Origin of the sequence: Archangium lansingense (genome assembly GCF_026626635.1) — a bacterium.
In the GTDB taxonomy this organism is placed as follows: Bacteria; Myxococcota; Myxococcia; order Myxococcales; family Myxococcaceae; genus Archangium; species Archangium lansingense.
In genome coordinates, this window is sequence record NZ_JAPNKA010000001.1 from 4518535 (window position 1) to 4539480 (window position 20946).

Genomic DNA, 20946 nt, shown 5'->3' on the forward strand with positions numbered 1-20946 from the left:
CAGTGGCACGTTACCGGACAGGTCGGTCGGACGAGGAGTATCTTTGCGACTCACCGCTCCAGGTGCGTGATGCCGGCCTCGAGCAGCGCGGCCACGCCTCGCCGGGCCACGTGCACCACCTTGTGGCGATGGGGCGTGCCCGGCTGCGTGTAATGAGTGCTCACCTTGTGGTGCAGCTCCGTGGCGCCCCAGACGAGCACCAGGTCTCCCCACTCCAGGTCGCTCTGTGCCTTGCCCGCCGTGCGCCGCTCGGTGCCGTCCACCATGCGCAGCTCGATGCGTCCGCCGAGCTTGTCCTCCAACTCCTCGCGCACCGCCGGCGAGCCGCCCACCACCACCACCCGGCGCACCCCGTGGCGCTCACACACCTCCAGGAAGGACGTCTCCGCGCGCCGGTTGTTCGAGCCACCGCAATGCTCACAATGGCTGCGCGGCTCCACCTGCAGCGGCTCCCTCCCACTCGCCCTCGCCATCTGCTGGCACGCCGCCGCGGCACAGACCCGGTAGAAGCGCTCGGCCAACACCTGCTCGGCCTTTGGCAGCTTGGGCTCGCTGATGCGCACCTTGCGAGCGCTGGTGAGCCCCACCTCCTCCAGCGCGGCCCGAGCCCGGGCTCGCGAGTCCGCTGCCGTGATGCCCCGCTCGCCCAGCCACCCGTCGATGTCCCTGTCTGCGCTCACCGCTGCCCGTTCCCTGTGAAGAGCTCACCCTGGATAGGCCCGGGGGCCTGGGCGGGCTCGCTGAGCCCGAGTGCCTCCCGCACCGGTGCGAAGCTGCGGCGGTGGATGGGCAGCACCCCCTTCTCCCGGATGCTCTGTACGTGCTCCGCCGTCGGGTAGCCCTTGTGCTCGGCGAGTCCGTAGCCCGGGTATTGTGCGTCCAACTCCCGCATCAGCCTGTCCCTCGTCGTCTTCGCTAGCACCGATGCCGCGGCGATGCTCAGCGAGAGCGAATCCCCCTTGATGATGCCGCGCTGGGGCAGGGTGCACTCGGGAATCGTGAAGGCGTCCAGCAGCACGTAGTCCGGTTGGATGCCGAGCCCCTGCACCGCGCGATGCATGGCCAGCAGACTCGCCCGGCGGATGTTGAGCCGATCGATCTCCTCCGCGTCTGCCTGTCCCACCGCCCAGGCCACCGCGCCGAGCTTGATGGCCTCGGCGAGCTCGTCGCGGCGCGACTCGTCGGCGATCTTCTTCGAGTCGTCCAACCCCTCCAGCTTCCACCCCTTGGCGAGGATGGCGGCCGCCGCGACCACCGGGCCGGCGAGCGGGCCCCTGCCTGCCTCGTCGACTCCAGCGATGTGCGTGTGGCCCTGCTCCCACAGCTCGCTCTCGAAGCGCAGCAGGTGGCGCAAGCGCTGACCCTCGGCGCGGTTCTTCCCCTGCCGGCCTCGGATGCGACGGGCGAGCACCTTCGCTCCCTGGCGCGGATCCGCTTCCAGTGCCTCCAGCAGCCCCGAGGGGACGGCGCGGGACTGGGTGACGAAGCGCTCGGTCAGCTCCGTCAAGGAGCACTGCAGGAGGTCTTCCACACTCGACATGGCGTCCTCAACCTAGCGAGTCGGGACGCGCACGACAAACGCCGAGTGAGGAGACGGCCGCCCGGAGGGGCCTTACGGGTGGAGCTGAAGCTGCACGCTGCTGGGCTCGGGGTGGCAGTGGCACTCGTCACACGTCCAGGCCACCTCGGCCGGAGCGCTCACCTTGGAGCCGGCCGTAGCCGTCAGTCGCACCAGGCCCTCGCCGATGTCCTCGTTCACCGCCGTGGTGATGCCTCGGTCCCCGGTGGTGCCGGTGATGGTGCGTCCCGTGACCACGTGGGTGGCGGTGACGATGGCGTCCCGGACCGGGGTTCCCTGTGAGTCCGTCACCTCCACCCGGAGGGTGATGAGTTTCTCGATGCAGGGGTCTCCCTGCCGGTTCACCCGTATGCCCCCGTCACAGGAGACGAGGGGCGCGAGACCCAGAAGGAGCAGCAGCTGGCGTGCCCGGAGCATGCGGAGGGATTGCGCACGGCTCCCTCGGGGGGCAACGCCGGATGTCAGCTGGTGGGCGGAAGGCGGCCCTGGGCGAAGCGCGCGGCCTCCGTATCCGGGTACCGGTCAACGATGTAACGGTAGACGTCCTCGGCGCGGGTCTGTTCCTTCATGCGCTCGGCGAGGACCCGGGCCAGCAGGACGAGGGCGCGCGGGGCCAGAGGATCGTCCGGGGCCGAGTCCGCCGCGGACTCCAGGGCGCGCACCGCCAGGTCGTTGTCTCCCTTGGAGGCCGAGGCCTGTCCGACGAAGAGGTGCACCGCGGGAGGAATGCGTGCCTTCGGCAGGAAGCTCAGCGCGGTGTAGAGCGTGAGCGCCTGGGGAACGTCGCGGGCCTGTACCGCCGCGGCGAGCTCCTGCAACCGGGCCTCCGGGGAGGGAGCGGCCGCCTCCGCCGGGGTGGGGGTCTCGGCCGGCAGTGGGGCGGGGTCCACGCGCAGCGAGGTGCTCGGCGCGGCGCCCGCGAGCACGGGGGTGATGTAGTCGCTCGGAGCGCCATATCCGAGGGCATCTCCCCGTGTGTAGATGAGCAGTCCGAGCACGCGCGCCATCATGAAGACCACGAGGCACTCGAGCACCTGGGCGAGCCAGCGGGTGATGACGAGCTCGAAGGGGACCTCGCGCAGGGCGGAGCTGACGATGCGGACGACGAGGTAGACGAGGCCCAGGGTGAACAGGGAGCCCAGGGCCACCAGGTAGTCCCGCCTGAGGCGGAGGATGCCGTGCACGGCCCTCACCGGGTTGAGCGTGTCCAGCAGGCCATTGCCTGTCACCGCCATCACCAGGGCCATCGGCAGGTAGGCGAGGCTGGCGAGTCCCAGTACCCATGCGAAGGGATCTCCCAGGAGTCGCTCGCCTGGAATCGAGTGGAACCGGCCGGTCATGTAGAACATCGGGTCGCTGAGGAGGCGATCCAGGTATTGGAAGACGTCCCAGCCGCCGGCGAACACGAGGTAGAGCAGGAGGGTGAGCCACACCACGCTGGTGGCGAACACGCCCCTGAGGGCCGGGAGGAGCCAGTCGCTGAAGACGTCGCTGTACTCCGGGATGGGGACCTCGTTCTCGCCGCGGGCGCTGGCGCGCATGATGGAGAAGAAGGCACCCCAGAAGAGGCCAGCGCCAATCGCCGCGGGGGCCAGACGCGCCACGATGAGCGTGACCTGAGTCATGAAGCCGACGAAGGCCATGACGGCTCCGAGCCCCGCCGCCACCATCAGCCCTTGCTTGCTGAAGGGGTAGCGCCACACCTGGGTCAGCCGGTCGGCGAAGGTGGCCAGCTCCGAGCGGTGGACGATCAGTGTCTCGGCCTGGCCACCGCACTCGCGGCAGAAGAGCAAGTCCACCGTCTGCATGCGCCGGGCCTCCACGCACTCGGGGCAGAGCAAGGCCTCGCAGCCATCACAGCGCCAGCCGGCGGGAGCGGAGGGGTGGCGTTTGCAACGGGCGAGGCGTTTCGGCGGCATGGTGCTCCTCAGGACGGGAGCCTATCCGGTCGGCTGGCAGGGGTGTACCGGTTGGGGACTCGCCCCCGCTCGCGTAGACTCCACCTCGCGATGTTCAAGAACATTTCAAAAGGCCTGAAGCCAGAACAGGTCAAAGACTCCGTCTTCGACTCCGACTCCGAGGAGCAGGACCCGAGGCGCCATATCGTGATTCACGTGGGGCTGTTGGGCCTGGTCGCCATCTTGGCGGGGGCCGCCTCGGTGCCCATGTCCCGCTCCTCGCCGGGGGCCACCATCAGCCTGAATGGCCTGCTCTTCGTGCTGATCTGGGTCAGCTACGCGGTGTACGCGGTGAGCTCCAGCCTGGGGATCAGGCGTAGGAGGAGCCTGATCGACATCCTCGGCGTGCACGGAGCGGCGCTGGTGCTCTCGGTCCCCGTGGGGATCGTCCTGATGGTGCTGTTGGGCGCGCTGATGGGGTAGGGCTACCCTGGCTCTTCCCAGGGTGCACCCAGCCACGCCTGATAGGCCGCCTTCTGCGCGTCGGTGGGCTTTTCCACCCGCGCCAGCCACACCGCGTCCGAGGGCTTCTGGCCGAGCGTCACCGTTACCTCCACCAGCCTGTCCCGGCGGAACACCGTGAGGCGCACCGTGTCGCCCGGGGACTTGTCCTCGCTGCGTGACAGCAGCCCCGCGGCATCCACCTTCCAGCCATCGAGCGCCACGAGCTCGTCATCCACGTACAGCCCCGCCTCCTGCGCGGGCGAGCCCTCCAGCACCGTGGCGATGGTGGCGCTTCCCTTGGTGGTGACGCCCAGCCAGCCCCTGGGCCTGACCTCTCCCTTGACTCGCGGAGGGGGCGTGCCGCCCTTGTCGCTCGAGGACTCGCGCGGCCGGAAGCGCACCTCCAGGCCCACGTGCGAGAAGACGGAGTAGTCCAGCTCCTCCGTGCTGCGCACCGCCCGGTCGAAGAAGGCGCTCAGCTCCTTCCCCGCCACCTCCGAGGCCGCCGCCTCCACGCCGTCCTCGGGCACTCCGGACTCGTCGCCGTAGCGGTGCCAGAGCAGGCGCATCAAATCATCCAGGCCGCGCGCGTTGTCCGTGGCGCGGCGGAGCTCCAGGTCGAGCAGCGCGGCCACCACCTCGCCCTTGAGGTAGTAGGAGATGGCGCTGTTGGGCGAGTGCTCGTCGGGGCGGTAGTGCTTCACCCAGCTCACCAGTGAGGCCTCGGCCAGCGTCTGCGTCTTGCGGCCCGGCGTGGCGTGCAGCGTGGAGAGCGTCTCGCCCAGGCGCGTGAGGTAGCGGTTGTCGCTCATCAGCCCCGCGCGCAGCACGAAGAGGTTGTCGTAGTAGGACGTGCCCCCCTCGAAGGCCCAGAGCAGCGAGGTGTAGTTCTCCTGCGAATAGTCGAAGGGGACGAGCGCCCGCGGCTTTACCCGCTTGATGTTCCACAGGTGGAAGTACTCGTGGGAGGCCAGGGTGAGGAAGTCCTCCCAGCCCCGAGCGTTCTGCAGCCCCGCGCGCGGGAAGAGGAGCGACGTGGAGGCCTTGTGCTCCAGCCCTCCGCGGCTCTTGTCCGTGAGGTAGACGAGGAAGAGGTAGCGCCGCATCGGCAGGCCGCCGTACATCCGCGCCTGTGCCTCGACGATGCGCTGCAGGTCCGAGCACAGCCGGGTCGTATCCGGCACCGTGTCTCCCCAGACCACCACCTCATGCAGCACGCCCGCGGCGGTGAAGGTGTGCGGCGTGTGGGGCCCCACCTCGAAGGGGCTGTCCACCAACTCGTCGTAATCCTTCGCGGCGAAGGCCTCGCCCCGGCGCTCCAGTGCGGCGAATGCCCTCCAACCCGCGGGGGCATCCACGGTGACGAGGTGCTCCAGGCCGCGCGTGGCCTCGGTGTAGAGGAAGAGGGTGGCGCCGTTGAAGTAGCCGTGACTGCCATCCAGGTGGCTGGTGCGTACGGTGAGCTCGTTGGCGTAGACGCGGTAGCGCAGCGTCACCGTGTGCCCCCGGGCCTGGACGCGCCAGGTGCGCTTGTCCACGCGCTGCACCGCGAGGGGCTCGCCTCCCGGGCCCATGGCGCTCATGTCCTGCACCTGCCGGGCGAACTCGCGCACGAGGTAGCTGCCGGGAGTCCACACCGGCAGCATGGCATCGAGCACGTCCGGGCCCGCGGGGAAGGTGGCCTCTACCTCGAAGAGGTGCGAGTGCGGGCGGAGCATCGAGACGCGATAGTGGACCGCTTCCGGCATTCCGGGCCCTCCAGGGGGCGAGAGGGGGGGACAGCATGGCCAGGGGACGGTTCAGGCCGTCCCCCCGGGGAACAGGCTACTTCGCTCGCACGAGGATGGCTCCGAAGAATCCATCCGTGCCATGCAGGTGCGGGGCGAGTCGCAGGAAGGGGCCCGGGCCCACCTTCGCGCCCAGCTCGGGCCCGAGCTCCTCGGCCACCGGACGCACCGAGTAGTCCGGGTGCTTCGAGAGGAAGTCCTGCACCACTTCCTCGTTCTCCTGGCGCAGGATGCTGCACGTGCCGTAGATGAGCCGGCCTCCCGGCTTCACCAGCTGCGAGAAGCGCTCCAGCAGCCGCTTCTGCCGGGCCACGTGGTCCGCGAGCATCTCGGGCGTGAGGCGGTAGCGCGCGTCCGGCTTGCGGCGGAAGGTGCCCGTGCCGCTGCATGGGGCATCCACCAGCACCCGGTCCGCCTTGCCCTTGAGGGGGGCAATGGCCTCGTCGGCCTCGGGGCCCTCGGGGGGGATGACCTGGGTGCGCACGTTGTGCACCCCGGCCCGGCGTGCGCGCTTGCGCAACTCCTCGATGCGCCACTCTTCGATGTCCAGCGCGTGCAGGTCGCCCCGGTTCTTCATCTGCACGGCGAGCTGCAGCGTCTTGCCGCCCGCGCCCGCGCATGCGTCCACCACCCTCGTGGGCGGTGCGTCCACCAGCATGCCGAGGAGCTGGCTGCCCTCGTCCTGCAGCTCGAACCAGCCCTCGCGGAAGGCCTCCAGCGAGAAGGCGTTGGTGCGCGTGTCCAGGATGAGCCCGAGCGGCGACAGCGAGGTAGGGGAGGACTGCACGCCCTCCTGCTCCAGCAGCGCGCGCAGCTTCTCCCGGTCGCCCTTGAAGCCGTTGGTGCGGGCGGTGAGGGGAGCGCGCTCATTCATCGCCTCGGCGGCGCGCTCGGCGTCCTCGCCGAACACCTCGCGGAAGTACCTGGCGAGGAAGTCCGGCAGCGAGGCGGCGATGGGGAAGCGCTTGTCCCGGGGGAGGGCCTCCAGCGCCCGGGCGGCCTCGGGGAGGGCGGCGAGCGCGTCGGCATTCGGGCCCGTCAGCGCCGAGGTGCGGGCCACCACGTCCATGGGCTCGCCATGGAGGATGCGCGAGGTGGCCAGGCGCAGCACGTCCTGGCGCGTCTTGTCCAGGCGGGAGAAGCCGCGGTGGGCGCGCTCGAGGAGGAAGTCCACCGTGAGCTGGCGGCGCAGCAGGGCGTACACGCGCTCGGCCACGGCACGGCGCTCGTTGGAGTAGAGGTTGCGCTTGTGGCGCAGGGTGAAGTCCAGGGCCCGGTCGGCCAGACGGCCCTCGTGGCGGATGAAGCCATAGGCCTCGAGGCTGGCCTGGAGGACGAGATCCTCGCGCAGCGGGCGGGCCGCACGCGATGCCTCGGCCTCGGGAGAGGGCGGCTCACGTCGGGACTGGGACGCCCGGGCGGGCGGGCGGGGGTTCTTCTTCATGAAAAGCTCCGGGGGCCCGGGAGGCGGGCCTGCTCTATCGGCAGTCAGGCGAATCGCATCCCGGGCGCTCAATGACAAGGGTGGAGGCGCCTCATTTCGTTTCCAGGGCGCCTCCGCCCCCTCCCCCGGCCAGCCGGCTAGCGACGGCGGCGGCGCAGGGCCCCGGCGAGCACCAGCAGGCCCGCGGGGAGCAGCGCTATCGCCGGGCCGGTCGAGCAGCCCGGGGCGTTTGGACCCAGGTCCTCCGGGTCCTCCGGACTGCCAGGCAGCCCAGGGCTCCCGGTGATGGGGCCCGGAGCAGGGGTCGGGGGCTGCGTGGGACCTGGCTGCTCGATGGTGGGGGGCGACGAGGGGTCGGTCACCACCGGCTCCTCCTCCGGGGCTGGCTCCTCCTCCGGGGCTGGAGGGAGCTCCTTGGTGAGGGTGAAGCTGTCGATGACCTGACCCGAGGGCGTCAGGGCCTGAGCGGTGAGGGTGCCCTCCTGCACCTTTACATCGAGGTAGCCGTGGTCCCGGTCGTTGCGCACCACCGTCCACGAGGGCTTGCTGGTCTCGAAGGGGCGCAGGGACGCGCCGCCGCCGCCCACCACGAGGTAGGTGGGGTTGCGCTCGCCGGAGGGTCCCACGGCGTTGCCCTTCATCGGTTGGCTGCGCTCGTAGTGGTGGTCGTGGCCGGTGAGCACGAGATCCACCCCGTACTTCTCGAAGAGGGGGGTGAACTCGCGGCGCATCAGGGGCTGTGAGCCGTGCTCGCCGCTGCTCCAGGGCGGGTAGTGGTGGAAGACAACCTTCCAGGGCGCGTCGCTGGAGGCGAGGTCCTGCTCCAGCCACTTCTTCTGCGCGGCCAGCGAGCAGCGAGCCGCCGGGGCCAGGCCCAGGGCGCAGCTGGAGTCCAGCGAGACGAAGTGCACGTGGCCCCAGTCGAAGGAGTAGTAGTGCTCTCCGCCGCTCGGGCTGGTGGGCAGGTAGAGGTTGTCGAAGTACGGCTGGGCCTGTTGGGTGACGTACTCGTGGTTGCCGGGGGCGGCGAAGGAGGGCACCTGCGCGAGCAGGGGCGCCATGGGGACGAAGAGGTTGCTCTGGAACTCGGCCTCGGTGCCCGAGGAGTAGGCGTTGTCGCCGAGCATCAGGAAGAGCTCCGGCTTGCGGCCGAGCATGGCGTTGGCCACGGCCCGCTGGTCGGCGTTGTTCATGCCGAAGTCGCCCACGGCGGTGAAGTGGACGTTGCGAGTGCCGGGCACGGGGGCGGTGGAGAAGCGCACGGGGTTGGTGCGCGCGCCGCAGGCCTCCACGAGGTAGGTGTACTCGGTGCCGGGCTGCAGGCCGGTGAGGACGATGGCGTGGTTGCGGCCGGAGTCCGCGGACTGGGCGGACTGGTCGGTGGAGCCCTGAGTGCCGTAACGCACTGAGGGGACACAGCTTCCATCGAGCCGGAGGGCGATGGTGGCGGTGTCCGGGCCCACCCGTTGGAGATAGGGCTGGCGGGTGAGGCTCGCGGCGCTGGCGCTGCTCGCGGTGAAGGTGAGCGCTGCGGCCACCGCGCCGAACGCCAGGGAATACAGTCGGTGCATGGTGTCTCCTGTCCGAGCCATTCGGACCGGGAGTGCAACCGTCCACCGTGTGACATCCATCCCTCTTCCCGCGCTCGCTCGTCTACTCGGCGGCGAGTGGGCGAGGGCTCGCCTGATGGATGAGGATCAGTCGAGGAAGCGGCGCTCCCAGCGACGGACGACCTCATCCACAGGGCGACCCTGCCAGGGCTGCTCCTGGTAGAGCCAGGGCTCCAGTACGCGTGCGAGCTCCCGGTAGGCGGGCAGCGTGTCACCTCGTTCGGTGTCACCCGCTTCGGGCCAACGGCCCAGGGTGACGACGGCTCGCTCTCCCTCCATTTCCTGCACGGTGGTGCCGGGTGAGGTCAGCCGCGAGCGCAGCCCCGTCGCACCACCCAGTTCACCCAATACCGGTTGGCCCAGGAAGTTCAGCCAGGAGATCTCCCGGACTTTTGTGCCGACTTTCCATACGGACAGGTTTGGGTCGGGAATGTCCATGCCAGGGTAGCGGAAGCAATGCTTACGAACCTCCTGCTTCACGCCCAACAGGCTGGTGTCGCAGTTGAAGGAGAGGCCTGCATGGCCCGAACAGAAGGGCAGGGGCGTTGCCAATTCCAGCGCCAACTCGCGCACCCTCCCCGGGCCGTGCTTCTCCAGGAACTCGGTCGGCAGCCAGAAGCTCACCACTGACACCGCTCCTGGCTCGCCAGCGAAGGACGGGCTTGGGGGCGGCTTGCCTCGGTATGCGAATTGGTAGCGGTTCTCTCTACCGCAAGCATCCGTCAGATAGACACTGGCCCAGACAGGATTCAGCAGCTCATTTCGAATGAGCACCCAGCTCGCATCATCGAGTTCTTGCCAGAAGCCCTCTTGGTCCGCGTACAGTCCCAGGGCGTTCGCTCCGACTGCCCGCAGGTACGTGTCCAAGGAACGCATGACTGCCGATGCCACCTCCTCGTGAGGGCGGCACATGTAGAAGGTGATGCTCAGGCTGTCGCGTATCAGTAGGGCACCGTTCTCCGCATGGATTCGGATTCTTGGGTAATGCTCGCTCATCGAACTACCCCCAATCTGGGTATGATACGTGCGACATTCGAGCCGAAAGCCATCTCGTACATTGCTCCTTGGTCGTAACCAGAATAGGGATGTCCCTCGGGGTATTTAGTCCAGTGCGGAGCCACATCTGTATTTACGCAGGGAAACTTGAAGTCGTAGATCGCCTGGACGTCGAGGAGGGAGCCCGAGTGGATGACCACATCGGGTTTCAGCGTCCCCTTCAACTCGCCTTGATTTCCAGACTCCACCAAGGCCCGCTCCTCTTCGGTGCTGATTGGTTTCTTTTGCCCTGTCTGCCTGTCATATCGGTATCGCTGTTCCAGGCTGAAGCCACCGGGCCGCAGCTTGTTCAATGCCTCTTCAGCACATTGCCGAGCGACCTCGTGCATCTCCGTTCCGAGCCGCATGGCCCACGTCACCCTCCTGCCCTGCGCATCCACCGTCCATTGGTTGCACTCGTTGGCATCGGGAGAGGGACCTTTGAATGCCGTCTGATATCGCAGGAGAATCTCCGAGCGGGCGAGCTCAACGCAATGTGTGAGCGCCTGCTCAATGGAGGATCTTGCCTCGTCATTGAGCGCCGCCAGGACGACAGCCACGGAGAGCCCAGCCGTACCCGCCTGCCGGACAGGTTCGAAGGCGGCTTCCTTCCCTGCCAGGGCTGGGCAATTGGCGGGGTTCTGCCGGCAGGCGGCCGAGACGGAGTTGTCGTAGCTGTAGCCGTCGCCCCTTTGCACTCCCACGGGAGTGATGCAAGCGGCCTGGAGCACGAGCACCATCCACGCCACGCGCGGACAGAGCGACCGCCAAATGCCCGCCAGAGGCGGGCCAATACGCTGGATGGACATGCCACACCCCCAATGAGCCGCATGGGCCGAAGACTGTTGCCCCTGGAGTTCACGGCGGTGCTGTCGGTTGCGTCAATCCATCGGGTGCTGCGGTGGGCGGAGGCTGTCGAAGGGGACACACCCGCCTCGCCCCCGCCCACGAATCGCCCCCATCGTTCAGGGCTTCTTCACATCGTAGGAGACGAGCTCCTCCAGCCGCTCGCCATCCTCCTTCACCTTGCCGATACCGGGCGCCAGCCAGTACGTGCGCTCCTGGTTTTCCTTGTCCCCGCGCTCGCGCTTGATGCGGATGACGTTGGTGAAGGTGCCCGCCGGCGTGACGACGGTCTCGTTCACCGCCTCCACGCGCCAGATATAGGTCTTGTCCTTGTCCTCCGTCGTTCCGTCACCCAGGCGCGTCAGCTCACGGATGTCCGAGTCGTAGCGCCACCCCACGGGCCGCTCCGTCGCGATGGACTTCACCGTCGCGGGATTCCAGGTCGTCACTCGCGCCAGGACGTCTCCCTTCCGGTCCTCCTCGCGCAGGCGCACCACCACCCCATTCACGTCGAGCTGCCAGGACAGCTCCTCCAGGTGCGGCTGCGTGCTGCGCACCGCGATGGCCCGCATCGACGTCTCCGGTACCGCCTGCTCCCCCAGTACCTCCACTCGCTTCTCGAAGGTGCCTCGCACTGGATCCGTGATGCGGTACGTCCACGTGGAGCCTGGCGTGAGCGGCCAGAGGCTCGTGAAGGGAGCCGGTTGCTCCGGGTCCGGCGGGTTCGTCTCTTCCCCTGTGTCCGGAGGAATGTCCGGCAGGTCCACCGTTCCGTCCTGGTTCGTCGTGGGTGTTTGTCCCTGGTCCCCCGTGGGGAGGCTTCCACCCTCGCCGCACCCCGCCCAACACATCGCTGCCACCATTGCGGCCCAGCCCCAACGCCTCATCCTCGGTCCTCCCAACTCCCCTTGTTCGACGGCATCTCCGACCACCTCAGTCCCCGGATCGGCCCACTCGCCGAGCGGCTCAGCGCCGACGCGAGCGTCCCCGGTTCCTTCTCCTCCACCTCGAGCTCCAGCCTCCGTCCGTCGAAGTCCATCGCGCAGCTGCGCACCAGCACGTTGCGCTCGCCGAGCTGCTTCCTCAGCCACGCCTCCGCGCCCGCCAGGTCATCCGACTGGGCCGACACCAATATCCGCTGCTTCGAGGCCGCGGGCTCCTGCTTCTCGAAGAAGTCCAGCACCAGCAACAGCACGGCGACGAAGGCCGTGCCCACCCCGGCCAGCCCCAGGCTGCCGTGCCCGCACGCCATGCCCAGGCCGATCATCAGGAAGAGGATGGCCGCGTCGCGCGGGTCCTTCAGCCCCGAGCGGAAGCGCACGAAGCTCCCCAGGCCCACCAGTCCGAAGGCCTTGGCGGTGCTGTCGCCAATGACGGCGGTGATGACCGCCGCCGCGGTGCACAGCAGCACCTGGGCTTGCATCATCTCTGACTTGGGCATTGGCTTGCGCGTGAGCAGGCGCCACGGTCGCAGCGCGAGCACCGCGCCGATGAGCACCGCCGCCATCAAGCGGGGCAACATGACTCCTGCTCCGGGCGGGGTGCCGGACGCCACGTCCTTGAAGAGCCCCGAGAACAACCCGTCCATGACTCGTCCTTTCGATTCAGAGCACCGGCCGCTGGGCGCCATCCCCGGCCATCCGTTGCGGAGTGCGCTCCGAGGGAAGCGCGGCCATGTGCGAGGCGGCGACAAGGCGGTAGGCGTTGCGCAGCACCGGCAGCCGGGCGGCGGTCAGCTCCAGCGCGCGCAGCACGAGGGCCTCGGCCTGCTCCGTCATTGGCAGCCCCTCCAGCGAGGACACCCCCGTGGCCGGCCAGCGCGACACGAAGGCCTCGCGCAGCCGCCAGGCACGTGGGTCGTCTAGCCCGTCCAGCGAGTCGAGGGCTTCCTTCGTCAGCGGAGCGCCGCGCTCGCGCAGGGCGAAGGCCTCGTCGGTGGAGAGCCCGGTCAGCGAGCGCAGCACCAGCTTCAGGGCCTTGTCCTCCAGCGCTGCGCGCAGTTGCCAGGCAAAGGGCGTGTCCAGGCCCTGGACGCTGCGCAGCACCGCCAGCCGATCATGCGCGAGCAGGGTTTCGCGCAGAGCGTCTGCTCGGGCTGAGCCCAGGCCGGTGAGGCTGCGCGCCGCGTCCGCGTACAGCCCGCTCCGCACGCCCAGCTCTCGCGCCGCCCAGGCTGGCCCATCGTCCACCCCGGCCAGTCCGCAGAGCACCTCGCCCAGGCGCCCCTCGCGCAGCGCGTGCTCGCGCAGGGCCCACGCCTCGGGCGAGTCGTTGCGCTTGAGGCTGGAGAGCACGTCCGCCGGCGCGTGTGCGTAGAGGCGCTCGCGCAGGGACATGGCTTGCGGTGACGGGTTGGTGCCGAGGCTCATGGCTACGTCCTGGGGCACCACCTCCGCCAGCAGCTCGCGCAGGGCTCGGGCCGGCTCGTCATCCAGGCCGATGAGGCTGCGCACCGTCAGTCCCGGGAAGCGCTCCAAGAAGCCCAGCCGTCGCTGGTGCGCGGCGAAGCCGGGGATGCCGCCCAGCAGCCACACCGCGAGCTGGGGCTCGCGCACCTCCAGCCCGTCCAGTATGCGGAAGAAGTGCTCCTCCACCTCGTCCACCGTGGTGGGCACCTGCACTGGCGTGGCGCTCGGGGGCGTCATCCGCTGCGCTGGCAGCTCCCGGCCCTCCAGTCGCGCCACCACCGCCTCTACCAGCCGCTGCTCCAGTACGTGCAGCGGCAGATCATTGTTCTCGATGATCAGCCAGCGCGAGGGATCCTGCTGCGCCAGTGCGAGGAAGGACTCCCTCATCCGCACGGCAAGGCCCGCTCCGGCCAGTCCCTTGCGACTGTCCGAGTCTGGTGCTCGCTCGCCCTTGCTCTTCCCCAGCCGCTTGCGCAGCCGGGCCAGCTCTGGCTCCACGTCCACCAGGATGACCAGGTCCGGCCAGAGCCCCTGCGAGGCCAGCTCGCACGCCGGCTCGAGTGCCGTCTCGGGCATTCCGCGCCCGCCGCCGCTCAGGGCCAGTTGTGAGTACAGGTAGCGGTCGCTGATGCACACCTCGCCTCGAGCCAGCGCAGGGGCGATGACCTCCTCGAGCTGTTGCGCATCGCGAGCGAGGTTGAGGAAGAACTCGGTGCGCGGCGACATCTCCAACAGCTTCGAGTCCCGGGTGAGCTCGCGGATCCTCCGGGCGATGGGGGAGCGCAGCTCTCCGCCCTCGCGCGCGTGCGCCACCCTGTAGCCCAGCCTCCTCAGCCGCTCCGCCAGGAGGTTGGACAGGGTTGTCTTTCCGCTGCCGTCGATGCCTTCGAAGTCGATGAACACGGTTGCTCAGCCCCCCACAATCCCGTCCGCGACAAAGTCGTGGACCCTCGCCATCCCCTCGGCGAACTTGCTGTACGCCGGCTTCCTCTCGGGGTTGAGCGCCGTCAGCCACTCGGGCAGCTCCTCCCCCAGGTGCTTCACTTCCACCACCACCCGCTCATCCACCGCCAGCGGTTTGCCCAGCCTCTCCGCGCTCAGCGTCGTCTCGCAGAGCGCCAGCTCCGGCGTAATCCGATGGAAGCCAATGTCCCGGTCCACCGTCACTCGCCAGGCCTGCGAGCACTGGTACACGTGCCGCCGGTATGTCACCGCCAGCACCGGAATGAGGCTTCCTCCGGCGATGAGGGGCAGCAGCCGCACGCCGCCCCGCAGCACATTCCTCAGCTGCGCGCGTGGCACCCACACCCGGCGCTTCTGGGTGAGGCCATTGCGCTCGCGCTTCACCTCGAGCACCACGCGCTGCACGCCCCCGGCGCCCACGTCCGGCGAGTACTCCTTGGTGCGCACCTTGAGGCAGTCATTCGGAGTACCCAGCGAGCGCAGCGCCAGCGGGTAGCCCGGCTTGTCGAAGTAGACGGAGGTGATGCTCGTGGGCGGGGACAGATAGCCGCCCAGCGACGTGGACAGCCTCGCGCACAGCGCCGCCGCCTCGTCCCTCTCCAGCACCAGCTTGAACTCCCGGCGCAGCTTGGTGACTTCTCCTTCCGCGAACTGGAGCAAGGTCGATCTCCGTTCCTAGAAGCGGGTGGCGAGCTGCAGCGAGTACTCGAAGCCCGAGGTTTCGTCGCCGGGACGCAACGCGTGCTCCGCCTGGAGCTGGGCCTTGAAGTGCTCCGAATAGAGGACGTTGAAGCCCCCCACGAAGGCATAGCCGCGGGCCTTCAGCGGACCGAGCAACTGCATCATCTCGGCGCCAGCCACGGGCTGCACCGCCAGACCCTCGACCAGACCCAGCGGCAGCGTGTAGCTGGCCAGCCCCAACTGTGCGGAGAAGGGCCCCGTGGGGAGGTGCCCGTTGACGTACTCGCCCATCACCTCCAGTCCACCCAGCCGCAGCACCGCGTCCGCGGCCAGTGCGTAGGTGCGCGCCCCCTCGAAGGCCTGCGCGAAGTAGGAGCTCGCCCCAAGGGTGAGGACCTTGAAGGGACGCACGCTCGCCCGCAACGCGGCGTCCTCGCTCGCGCGGATGCCCGTGTCCTCGTCCTTGGTGCCCTGGAAGACGCCGCCGGACACCTTCAGCTTCCAGGCCTCCTTGAGGCTCACTTCGCCCATCACTCCCAGTCGCCGGCCGCCCAGGTTGTGCGTGTCCTCCAGGTAGTCCGCCACCAGCCCGCGCCGGATCACCGGCAGCTGCCAGGAGGACGCGAGCTCGCGCGCCAGGAAGGGCGCTTTGAACTGGCCACCGTAGAGGCGCAGCCGCTTCTTCCCATCGGCAACGCGCACGAAGGCGTCCTTGAGCAGCGACTTGGACGACAGGTCCGCGGCCACCTCCGCTTCCACATGGGGCAGCGACGCGGCCAGGCCCACGCGCGCGGAGGGAATGGACAGCGAGCGTGCATACTGCTCGCGCTCATCCGCGCTCACCCGGGCGAAGACGCGTCCGAAGGGAACGACCCGCAGACCCCGTTTCCCTTCCGCGGAGGCCGACGTGCCCTCTCCCCCCTCCGAGAGTGGCTCCTCCAGCTTCGGCTTCGGCTCCTTCGGCTTCGCTGAGTTGGGCGCCTCCACCGCTGTCGGCTTGGGCGGAGCCTCCTCGGGTGTCACCTCCGGCGTCAGCGCGGCTATCTCTGGTTGAGCTGCGTCTACCTCCGGCTGTGACGCATCCACTTCTGGCTGTGACGCATCCACTTCCGGCTGTGACGTCTCCGTCTCTGGTGCTGGCTCCGCGGCCAACACCGGCATGCCCAAAAGGAGGACCGTGGCGAGAATCCCCCGCCTTCCCTTCTCGCCCGCCCGCCGCCCGCCCATGCACTCCTCCTCGTCCGGACCTCGGGGGAGGATTGCAACCAGGGTGCCTGAGCAGCGGATGTCCGAGTGCCGACAACTCCTTCGCCTTGGCGTCCGAAAGCCACCGGCACAAGGGCGTCACGTGGCCGTCACAGGGAAGGAAAATTCCACCCGAGGGTGGTGGACGGCCTGTCGAAGTTACAGATCCGAGGCCGGCTTGTTTTCAGCCTCTGGAGCGGAGGGCGATGAATCAGCCGGCGTGGCGGTGGCCTCGTGGGAAGCGGCGGTCTCCATCGCGGGGGATGGAGGAGCGGGCATGGCCGGAGGTTCGCTGGTAGGCGGCGCATCGGCCCCAGGGGTAGCGGACTGTGTCGTCTCCGGAGTGCTGGTGGCCGGGGCCGAGGGCGTGTCCACGGGAGGTACTGGCTCCGCGTCGGATGAAGGGAGCGGACGCTCCTCTGCGCGCTCTCCCTTCAGGAGGCCACGCACCGTGTACCCGAGCAGCGCCAGGCCCCCGAGGCCGAAAACGGCCCAGCCGATCATCAAGGGCACTCGAGAGGGCTGCACCTGGAGGGTGGCATGGAGTGCCTTGTGCCGGGTGGTCCGGAAGCTCACGTCGAGCAGGTGGAGGCCATCGCTCTCGGGGGTGAAGGTGGCCTGCCAGTGCTGCGCGCCCTTCTTCACGGTGAGGCTCTGCCCGTGGGAGGCTCCCACTTCTCGCAGGGTGAGAATGAGGGGGCCCTCGAAGGGTTCTCCCTCGAAGCTGCCCACCTGGAGGTTGAGCTGGAGGGGGGTGCCCGCCCGGGGGACGGCCGGATGGATGCTCCCCTGGAGTCGCTCCTCCGTGTCCGACCAGGTCAGGGCGAGCATGTCGTCATGCAGCTCGACCTCGATCTGATCGGTGGGTTCCCGGGGCAGGGGAGGGGGGGCGGCCATGGCCGCGGAGGCCAGCCACAGGCCGGCCATCAGAGGAAACCAGCGGTTTCTCACCGGCCGTCTTTGCCTCGCGCCAGCCCCTGGCCTAGGATGAGCCGCCCTGATGTATTCCACTTCGCGCTTGCTCCCCCCGGCGAGCAACCCGGGATGAATCCTCAACTTTTTGGGAAATATCAGCTCCTCAAGAAGCTCGCCACCGGCGGCATGGCCGAGGTGTGGCTTGCGCGCCAGAAGGGCATCGAGGGTTTCGCCAAGAACGTCGTGGTGAAACGCATCCTCCCCCACCTGGCGGAGGATCGGGAGTTCGTGGACATGTTCGGCAACGAGGCGCGCATCGCCGCGCGCTTCAACCACCCGAACATCGCCCAGGTGTACGAGTTCGGCGAGGCCAACGGCACGTACTTCATCGCCATGGAGTTCATCCATGGCGAGGACCTCGGCCGGGTGATGCGCAAGGCGTACAACGCCGGAGGGTGGATCGCCCGGCCGTTGGCCATCCGCATCGTGGCCTCGGCGTGCGAGGGCCTCTACTACGCCCACACGCGCTCGGATGACTCGGGCCGGCCGCTCAAGGTGGTGCACCGCGACATCTCGCCGCAGAACATCCTCATCAGCTTCGACGGCTCGGTGAAGCTGGTGGACTTCGGTATCGCCAAGGCGGCGGACCAGGCCTCGGCGACGAAGTCGGGCGCCATCAAGGGCAAGTTCGCCTACATGGCGCCGGAGCAGGCCGCGGGCAAGCCGTTGGATCACCGCGCGGACATCTTCGCCATCGGCCTGGTGCTCTACGAGCTGCTCACCGGCACGCGCCCGCTCAAGCGGGAGTCGGAGCTGGGCACGCTGCAGGCCGCGATGGAGTGCAACATCCTCCCGCCCTCTCAGGTGGCCGATGTGCCGCCGGAGCTGGACGAGGTGGTGATGCGCGCGCTGGCCAAGGCCGCGGATGACCGCTACCGGGACGCGCGCCAGATGCAGTTGGCGCTGGAGGAGTTCCTCGTCGGTCAGCGGTGGGTGGCCACCTCGGTGCAGGTCTCCGAGCTGATGGAGACGCTCTTCGCGGACCGGCTGGACGAGGAGAAGCACAGCGGCAATCCAGAGCCCCGCAGCGAAGAGTCGATGTCGGCGATGCCGGTGCTGCCGGATCCTCCGCCCGAGGAGGAGGCGCCGCCCCGGAGCAACTCGCGGATGGAGCCGCGCTCCGGCACGCAGACGAACGTCTCCGGCGACATGAACTGGGAGGCGCCGCCGGGGGAGATGCCCCAGCAGCGGCGAACGGGGACGCGCGCGGGCGTGGTGAACAAGCGCACCGAGTCGGCCACGTTGCCGATGGGTGACGTGCCGGAAGTGCAGGAGTGGGAGGCGCCTCCGGCCACGGAGGTTCCCCGCCGCCGCACGAGCAACGAGGCTCCGCGCCGCACCAACGTGGGCTCCACGTCCGTGGCGCGCATGCCCAGCCGGCAGGATGTGACTCGGGCCAGCATCGAGACTCCCGCTCCGAGGCGGGGCACCGAGTCCGTTGTGCGGCGCACCGGGACTCCCCGGACGGGCGAGCCGCCGGCGGATGCGGACATGTCGCCTCGAATGTCGCGGGGCTCCGTGGCCGTCAACCCGCGTGCCCGGCCCTACGAGGACGACGAGGATCCCGAGCGCACGATGTTGCCGCCGCCTCCGGAGCCGGAGCCCGTACGGCAGCCGGAGCCTGTGCGGCGGCGCACGGGGGTGGGTCAGTCCGCCCAGTCCGAGTCGGCTCAGAAGCCGCGCCGCACCAGCAGCCGCACGGAGCTGCCCGAGGCACCCGTGGCGCCCCGCAGGCGGACCTCCGTCGAGGAGATAACGGAGGAGCAGGAAGACGAGGTCAGCACCCCTGGCGCCAAGCCCAGGGCCAAGCCCGCCGCCGCGCGGGCCCGGTCTCTGCCTCCTCTGAAGAACCTGCTCGGGGTGCTCGTGGCGCTGTCCGTGGTGGGCCTGGTCGTCATCTTCCGCGGGCCCATTCTGGACATGCTCGGCAGCTCCGCCATGGACGGGCAGGGCATCTTCCTCAACATCGAGTCCAACCAGCGTGTGCAGGTGTCGGTGCGGCATGGCATCCGGTGCCGCAGCTCCGAGCCCATCACGGTGCTCGGCTTCACGCCGCTCTCCCGCATGGGTGGTGCGCACGTGCAGGACACGCTCATCCTGGAGAACAAGGAGCAGGGCATCTACGAGGAGATCGAGGTGCCCTTCGGCGAGCCCCAGGAGACGAAGTCCATCGAGCGCACCTTCCAGATGGGCTACTTCCGGCCCAAGCTGCTGCCGCGCGGCGTCTCGGGCATTGAGATCTACCGGGATGGCCAGAAGCTCGGCCTCTACCAGCCTGGGCTGAAGCTGGAGCTGGTGGAGGGGCTGCACCACCTGGTGCTGCAAGGGCCGACGCTCAAGGAGCCGGTGCAGGTGGATGTCGAGGTGAAGGCCCGCGACATCACCGACAAGACGGTGGACCTGTCGTCCTCCATCCGGTAGCGCGCGTCAGTAGCGCGGCAGGCTCGGGTCCACCGCGCGGGAGTAGAGATCAATGCCCCCGCGCAGGGACACCGCCTCCAGGCCGCGCGAGCGCAGGTACGCCGCGCCGTCCAAGCTGCGCACGCCGTGGTGGCAGTAGACGACGACGCGCTTGCCGCGGAAGGCCTCCAGCTCCTCTGCGCGCTCATCCAACTCAGGCAGGGGGATGAGCACCGAGCCCGGGAGGGCCACGTAGGCGTTCTCTTCTGGGAAGCGCACGTCGAGCAGCACGGGCCGCGACTCAGGCGGGCCGGAGAGCTGCTGGGCGAAGGTGGAGGGATCGATCTCCGGGATGGGCACGCGGGACTCCGTTCAGGCGGACGAGGCGCAGAACTGCTCGTAATCGATGAGCTCCACGCGGGCGCCGGGCGCGCACACGGGGCACTTCGGGTCTCTCCGCAGCTTGAGCTCCTGGAAGCGGGTGCCGAGCGCATCGAAGGTGACGAGGCGGCCCACGAGCGGCTCGCCCACGCCGAGCAGGAGCTTGAGGGCCTCGTTGGCCTGGAAGAGGCCGATGATGCCGGGGAGCACACCGAGCACGCCGGCCTCGGCGCACGAGGGCGCGAGCTCGGGAGGAGGTGGGGCGGGGTAGAGGCAGCGGTAGCAGGGGCCCTGGCCGGGGACGAAGGTCGTCACCTGGCCCTCGAAGCGGAAGATGGAGCCGTGGAGGTTGGGCTTGCCCTGCATGAGGCACGCGTCGTTGAGCAGGTAGCGGGTGGGGAAGTTGTCCCCGCCGTCGATGACCAGGTCGAAGCCCTCGAGGATGCGCAGCACGTTGTCCGAGGTGAGGCGCTCGCGGAAGGGCACCACCTTCACGTCGGGGTTGAGGGCCTCGATGGTGGCACGTGCGCTCTCCACCTTGGGCTGGCCGGCGCGCTCGTGGGTGTGGAGCACCTGTCGCTGGAGGTTGCTCAGGTCCACCACGTCCGCGTCGACGATGCCCAGCGTGCCCACGCCCGCCGCGGCGAGGTAGAGCGCGGCCGGCGAGCCCAGTCCCCCCGCCCCCAGCAGCAGCACCTTGGACTTGAGGAGCTTCGCCTGACCCTCCTCGCCGACCTCGGGGAGGATGAGGTGGCGGCGGTAGCGCTCCTTCTGGGCGGGGGTGAGCACTACCGGCTTCTCCACCGGGTAGTGCGCATCGCTCCAGCGGTTGTAGCCACCGGCCAGCGAGGCCACGCGCGTGTAGCCCATGTGCTGGAGTGTGCGGGCCGCCAGCGCCGAGCGGGTGCCTCCGGCACAGTAGAGGACGAGCTCCTCGTCCCGGGCCGCCTTCTCCTCGATGCGCAGCTCGAGGTAGCCGCGAGGGATGTGCACCGCGCCCGGCAGCCGCCCGCCCGCGTACTCGTCACCCTCGCGCACGTCGATGAGCTTCACGGGGGTGCGCGCGTCCAGCAGGCGCTTGACGTCCTCGGCGGAGACCTCGCGGATCTCCTTCTTCGTGGCGGACAGCAACTCGCGGAAGGTGGCGGACATGGGGCTCACGTATAACCCGGGCCCGGAGGAGTTTTCCT

19 protein-coding genes are annotated in these 20946 nt (G+C 69.1%); 2 read left to right on the plus strand and 17 right to left on the minus strand.

Translation table 11 applies throughout. From position 1 onward, the window contains the following. Positions 1-50 precede the first annotated feature (50 nt). The 4 genes from OV287_RS18530 to OV287_RS18545 form a co-directional block, all read right to left on the minus strand. Positions 51-680 (minus strand): hypothetical protein, encoded by a 630-nt coding sequence (locus OV287_RS18530; protein WP_267535363.1) that lies wholly within the window; start codon positions 678-680, stop codon positions 51-53. Beyond that, a complete protein-coding gene (gene rnhB, locus OV287_RS18535) occupies positions 677-1540 on the minus strand; it encodes a ribonuclease HII (RefSeq protein ID WP_267535364.1) in 864 nt (287 codons plus the stop codon). Before rnhB ends, OV287_RS18530 begins: the two co-directional genes overlap by 4 nt. A 72-nt stretch (positions 1541-1612) precedes the next feature. Continuing rightward, positions 1613-1996, minus strand: a complete 384-nt coding sequence (locus OV287_RS18540; protein ID WP_267535365.1) for a carboxypeptidase regulatory-like domain-containing protein — start codon at positions 1994-1996, stop codon at positions 1613-1615. A 44-nt stretch (positions 1997-2040) separates the two neighbouring features. Beyond that, positions 2041-3498, minus strand: coding sequence for a B-box zinc finger protein (locus OV287_RS18545; RefSeq protein WP_267535366.1), 1458 nt, complete (start codon positions 3496-3498; stop codon positions 2041-2043). A gap of 90 nt (positions 3499-3588) precedes the next feature. On the opposite strand from OV287_RS18545, the gene OV287_RS18550 reads away from it, so the two are divergent. After that, positions 3589-3960 (plus strand): hypothetical protein, encoded by a 372-nt coding sequence (locus OV287_RS18550; protein WP_267535367.1) that lies wholly within the window; start codon positions 3589-3591, stop codon positions 3958-3960. 2 nt (positions 3961-3962) lie between these two features. Here the strand turns inward: OV287_RS18550 and OV287_RS18555 are convergent, their stop codons facing one another. The 11 genes from OV287_RS18555 to OV287_RS18605 form a co-directional block, all read right to left on the minus strand. After that, complete coding sequence (locus OV287_RS18555) at positions 3963-5729, minus strand: M61 family metallopeptidase (protein ID WP_267535368.1); 1767 nt, start codon at positions 5727-5729, stop codon at positions 3963-3965. 76 nt (positions 5730-5805) lie between these two features. After that, the gene (locus OV287_RS18560; protein ID WP_267535369.1) at positions 5806-7212 is read right to left on the minus strand and encodes an RsmB/NOP family class I SAM-dependent RNA methyltransferase; all 1407 of its coding nucleotides are present in this window, start codon (positions 7210-7212) and stop codon (positions 5806-5808) included. A gap of 137 nt (positions 7213-7349) precedes the next feature. After that, a complete protein-coding gene (locus tag OV287_RS18565; protein ID WP_267535370.1) occupies positions 7350-8783 on the minus strand; it encodes a purple acid phosphatase family protein in 1434 nt (477 codons plus the stop codon). A gap of 126 nt (positions 8784-8909) precedes the next feature. Beyond that, the gene (locus tag OV287_RS18570) at positions 8910-9698 is read right to left on the minus strand and encodes a DUF3396 domain-containing protein (RefSeq protein ID WP_267535371.1); all 789 of its coding nucleotides are present in this window, start codon (positions 9696-9698) and stop codon (positions 8910-8912) included. Between the two features lie 116 nt (positions 9699-9814). Then, positions 9815-10666, minus strand: a complete 852-nt coding sequence (locus OV287_RS18575) for a hypothetical protein (protein ID WP_267535372.1) — start codon at positions 10664-10666, stop codon at positions 9815-9817. A 156-nt stretch (positions 10667-10822) separates the two neighbouring features. Beyond that, positions 10823-11470 (minus strand): hypothetical protein, encoded by a 648-nt coding sequence (locus OV287_RS18580; protein WP_308809623.1) that lies wholly within the window; start codon positions 11468-11470, stop codon positions 10823-10825. Positions 11471-11586: 116 nt separating this feature from the next. Next, on the minus strand, positions 11587-12291 hold the full coding sequence (locus tag OV287_RS18585; RefSeq protein WP_267535374.1) for a DUF4956 domain-containing protein: 705 nt from the start codon (positions 12289-12291) through the stop codon (positions 11587-11589). 16 nt (positions 12292-12307) lie between these two features. Beyond that, the gene (gene tmk / locus OV287_RS18590) at positions 12308-14014 is read right to left on the minus strand and encodes a dTMP kinase (RefSeq protein WP_267535375.1); all 1707 of its coding nucleotides are present in this window, start codon (positions 14012-14014) and stop codon (positions 12308-12310) included. 6 nt (positions 14015-14020) lie between these two features. Then, positions 14021-14734: a VTC domain-containing protein gene (locus OV287_RS18595; RefSeq protein ID WP_267535376.1), complete on the minus strand. Its 714-nt coding sequence runs from the start codon at positions 14732-14734 to the stop codon at positions 14021-14023. A gap of 15 nt (positions 14735-14749) precedes the next feature. Continuing rightward, positions 14750-15982, minus strand: a complete 1233-nt coding sequence (locus OV287_RS18600) for a putative porin (protein ID WP_267535377.1) — start codon at positions 15980-15982, stop codon at positions 14750-14752. 177 nt (positions 15983-16159) lie between these two features. Next, positions 16160-16927, minus strand: a complete 768-nt coding sequence (locus tag OV287_RS18605; protein ID WP_267535378.1) for a hypothetical protein — start codon at positions 16925-16927, stop codon at positions 16160-16162. Between the two features lie 117 nt (positions 16928-17044). Between OV287_RS18605 and OV287_RS18610 the strand changes: the two genes are divergently transcribed. Beyond that, positions 17045-19396, plus strand: coding sequence for a serine/threonine protein kinase (locus tag OV287_RS18610; RefSeq protein WP_267535379.1), 2352 nt, complete (start codon positions 17045-17047; stop codon positions 19394-19396). 6 nt (positions 19397-19402) lie between these two features. Here the strand turns inward: OV287_RS18610 and OV287_RS18615 are convergent, their stop codons facing one another. Together OV287_RS18615 and moeB are read right to left on the minus strand one after the other, a co-directional pair. After that, positions 19403-19735 (minus strand): rhodanese-like domain-containing protein, encoded by a 333-nt coding sequence (locus OV287_RS18615; protein ID WP_267535380.1) that lies wholly within the window; start codon positions 19733-19735, stop codon positions 19403-19405. 12 nt (positions 19736-19747) lie between these two features. Continuing rightward, on the minus strand, positions 19748-20908 hold the full coding sequence (gene moeB, locus OV287_RS18620; RefSeq protein ID WP_267535381.1) for a molybdopterin-synthase adenylyltransferase MoeB: 1161 nt from the start codon (positions 20906-20908) through the stop codon (positions 19748-19750). Between the last annotated feature and the right edge of the window lie 38 nt (positions 20909-20946).

Excerpts from the sequence above, each read along its gene's own strand:
- OV287_RS18545 (WP_267535366.1), bottom strand. The coding sequence starts at position 3,498 with ATGCCGCCGAAACGCCTCGCCCGTTGCAAACGCCACCCCTCCGCTCCC.
- OV287_RS18585 (WP_267535374.1), bottom strand. The coding sequence starts at position 12,291 with ATGGACGGGTTGTTCTCGGGGCTCTTCAAGGACGTGGCGTCCGGCACC.
- OV287_RS18550 (WP_267535367.1), top strand. The coding sequence starts at position 3,589 with ATGTTCAAGAACATTTCAAAAGGCCTGAAGCCAGAACAGGTCAAAGAC.
- OV287_RS18600 (WP_267535377.1), bottom strand. The coding sequence starts at position 15,982 with ATGGGCGGGCGGCGGGCGGGCGAGAAGGGAAGGCGGGGGATTCTCGCC.
- OV287_RS18610 (WP_267535379.1), top strand. The coding sequence starts at position 17,045 with ATGAATCCTCAACTTTTTGGGAAATATCAGCTCCTCAAGAAGCTCGCC.
- OV287_RS18605 (WP_267535378.1), bottom strand. The coding sequence starts at position 16,927 with ATGGCCGGCCTGTGGCTGGCCTCCGCGGCCATGGCCGCCCCCCCTCCC.
- OV287_RS18565 (WP_267535370.1), bottom strand. The coding sequence starts at position 8,783 with ATGCACCGACTGTATTCCCTGGCGTTCGGCGCGGTGGCCGCAGCGCTC.
- moeB (WP_267535381.1), bottom strand. The coding sequence starts at position 20,908 with ATGTCCGCCACCTTCCGCGAGTTGCTGTCCGCCACGAAGAAGGAGATC.
- OV287_RS18560 (WP_267535369.1), bottom strand. The coding sequence starts at position 7,212 with ATGAAGAAGAACCCCCGCCCGCCCGCCCGGGCGTCCCAGTCCCGACGT.
- OV287_RS18570 (WP_267535371.1), bottom strand. The coding sequence starts at position 9,698 with ATGCGTTCCTTGGACACGTACCTGCGGGCAGTCGGAGCGAACGCCCTG.
- OV287_RS18555 (WP_267535368.1), bottom strand. The coding sequence starts at position 5,729 with ATGCCGGAAGCGGTCCACTATCGCGTCTCGATGCTCCGCCCGCACTCG.
- rnhB (WP_267535364.1), bottom strand. The coding sequence starts at position 1,540 with ATGTCGAGTGTGGAAGACCTCCTGCAGTGCTCCTTGACGGAGCTGACC.
- OV287_RS18575 (WP_267535372.1), bottom strand. The coding sequence starts at position 10,666 with ATGTCCATCCAGCGTATTGGCCCGCCTCTGGCGGGCATTTGGCGGTCG.
- OV287_RS18540 (WP_267535365.1), bottom strand. The coding sequence starts at position 1,996 with ATGCTCCGGGCACGCCAGCTGCTGCTCCTTCTGGGTCTCGCGCCCCTC.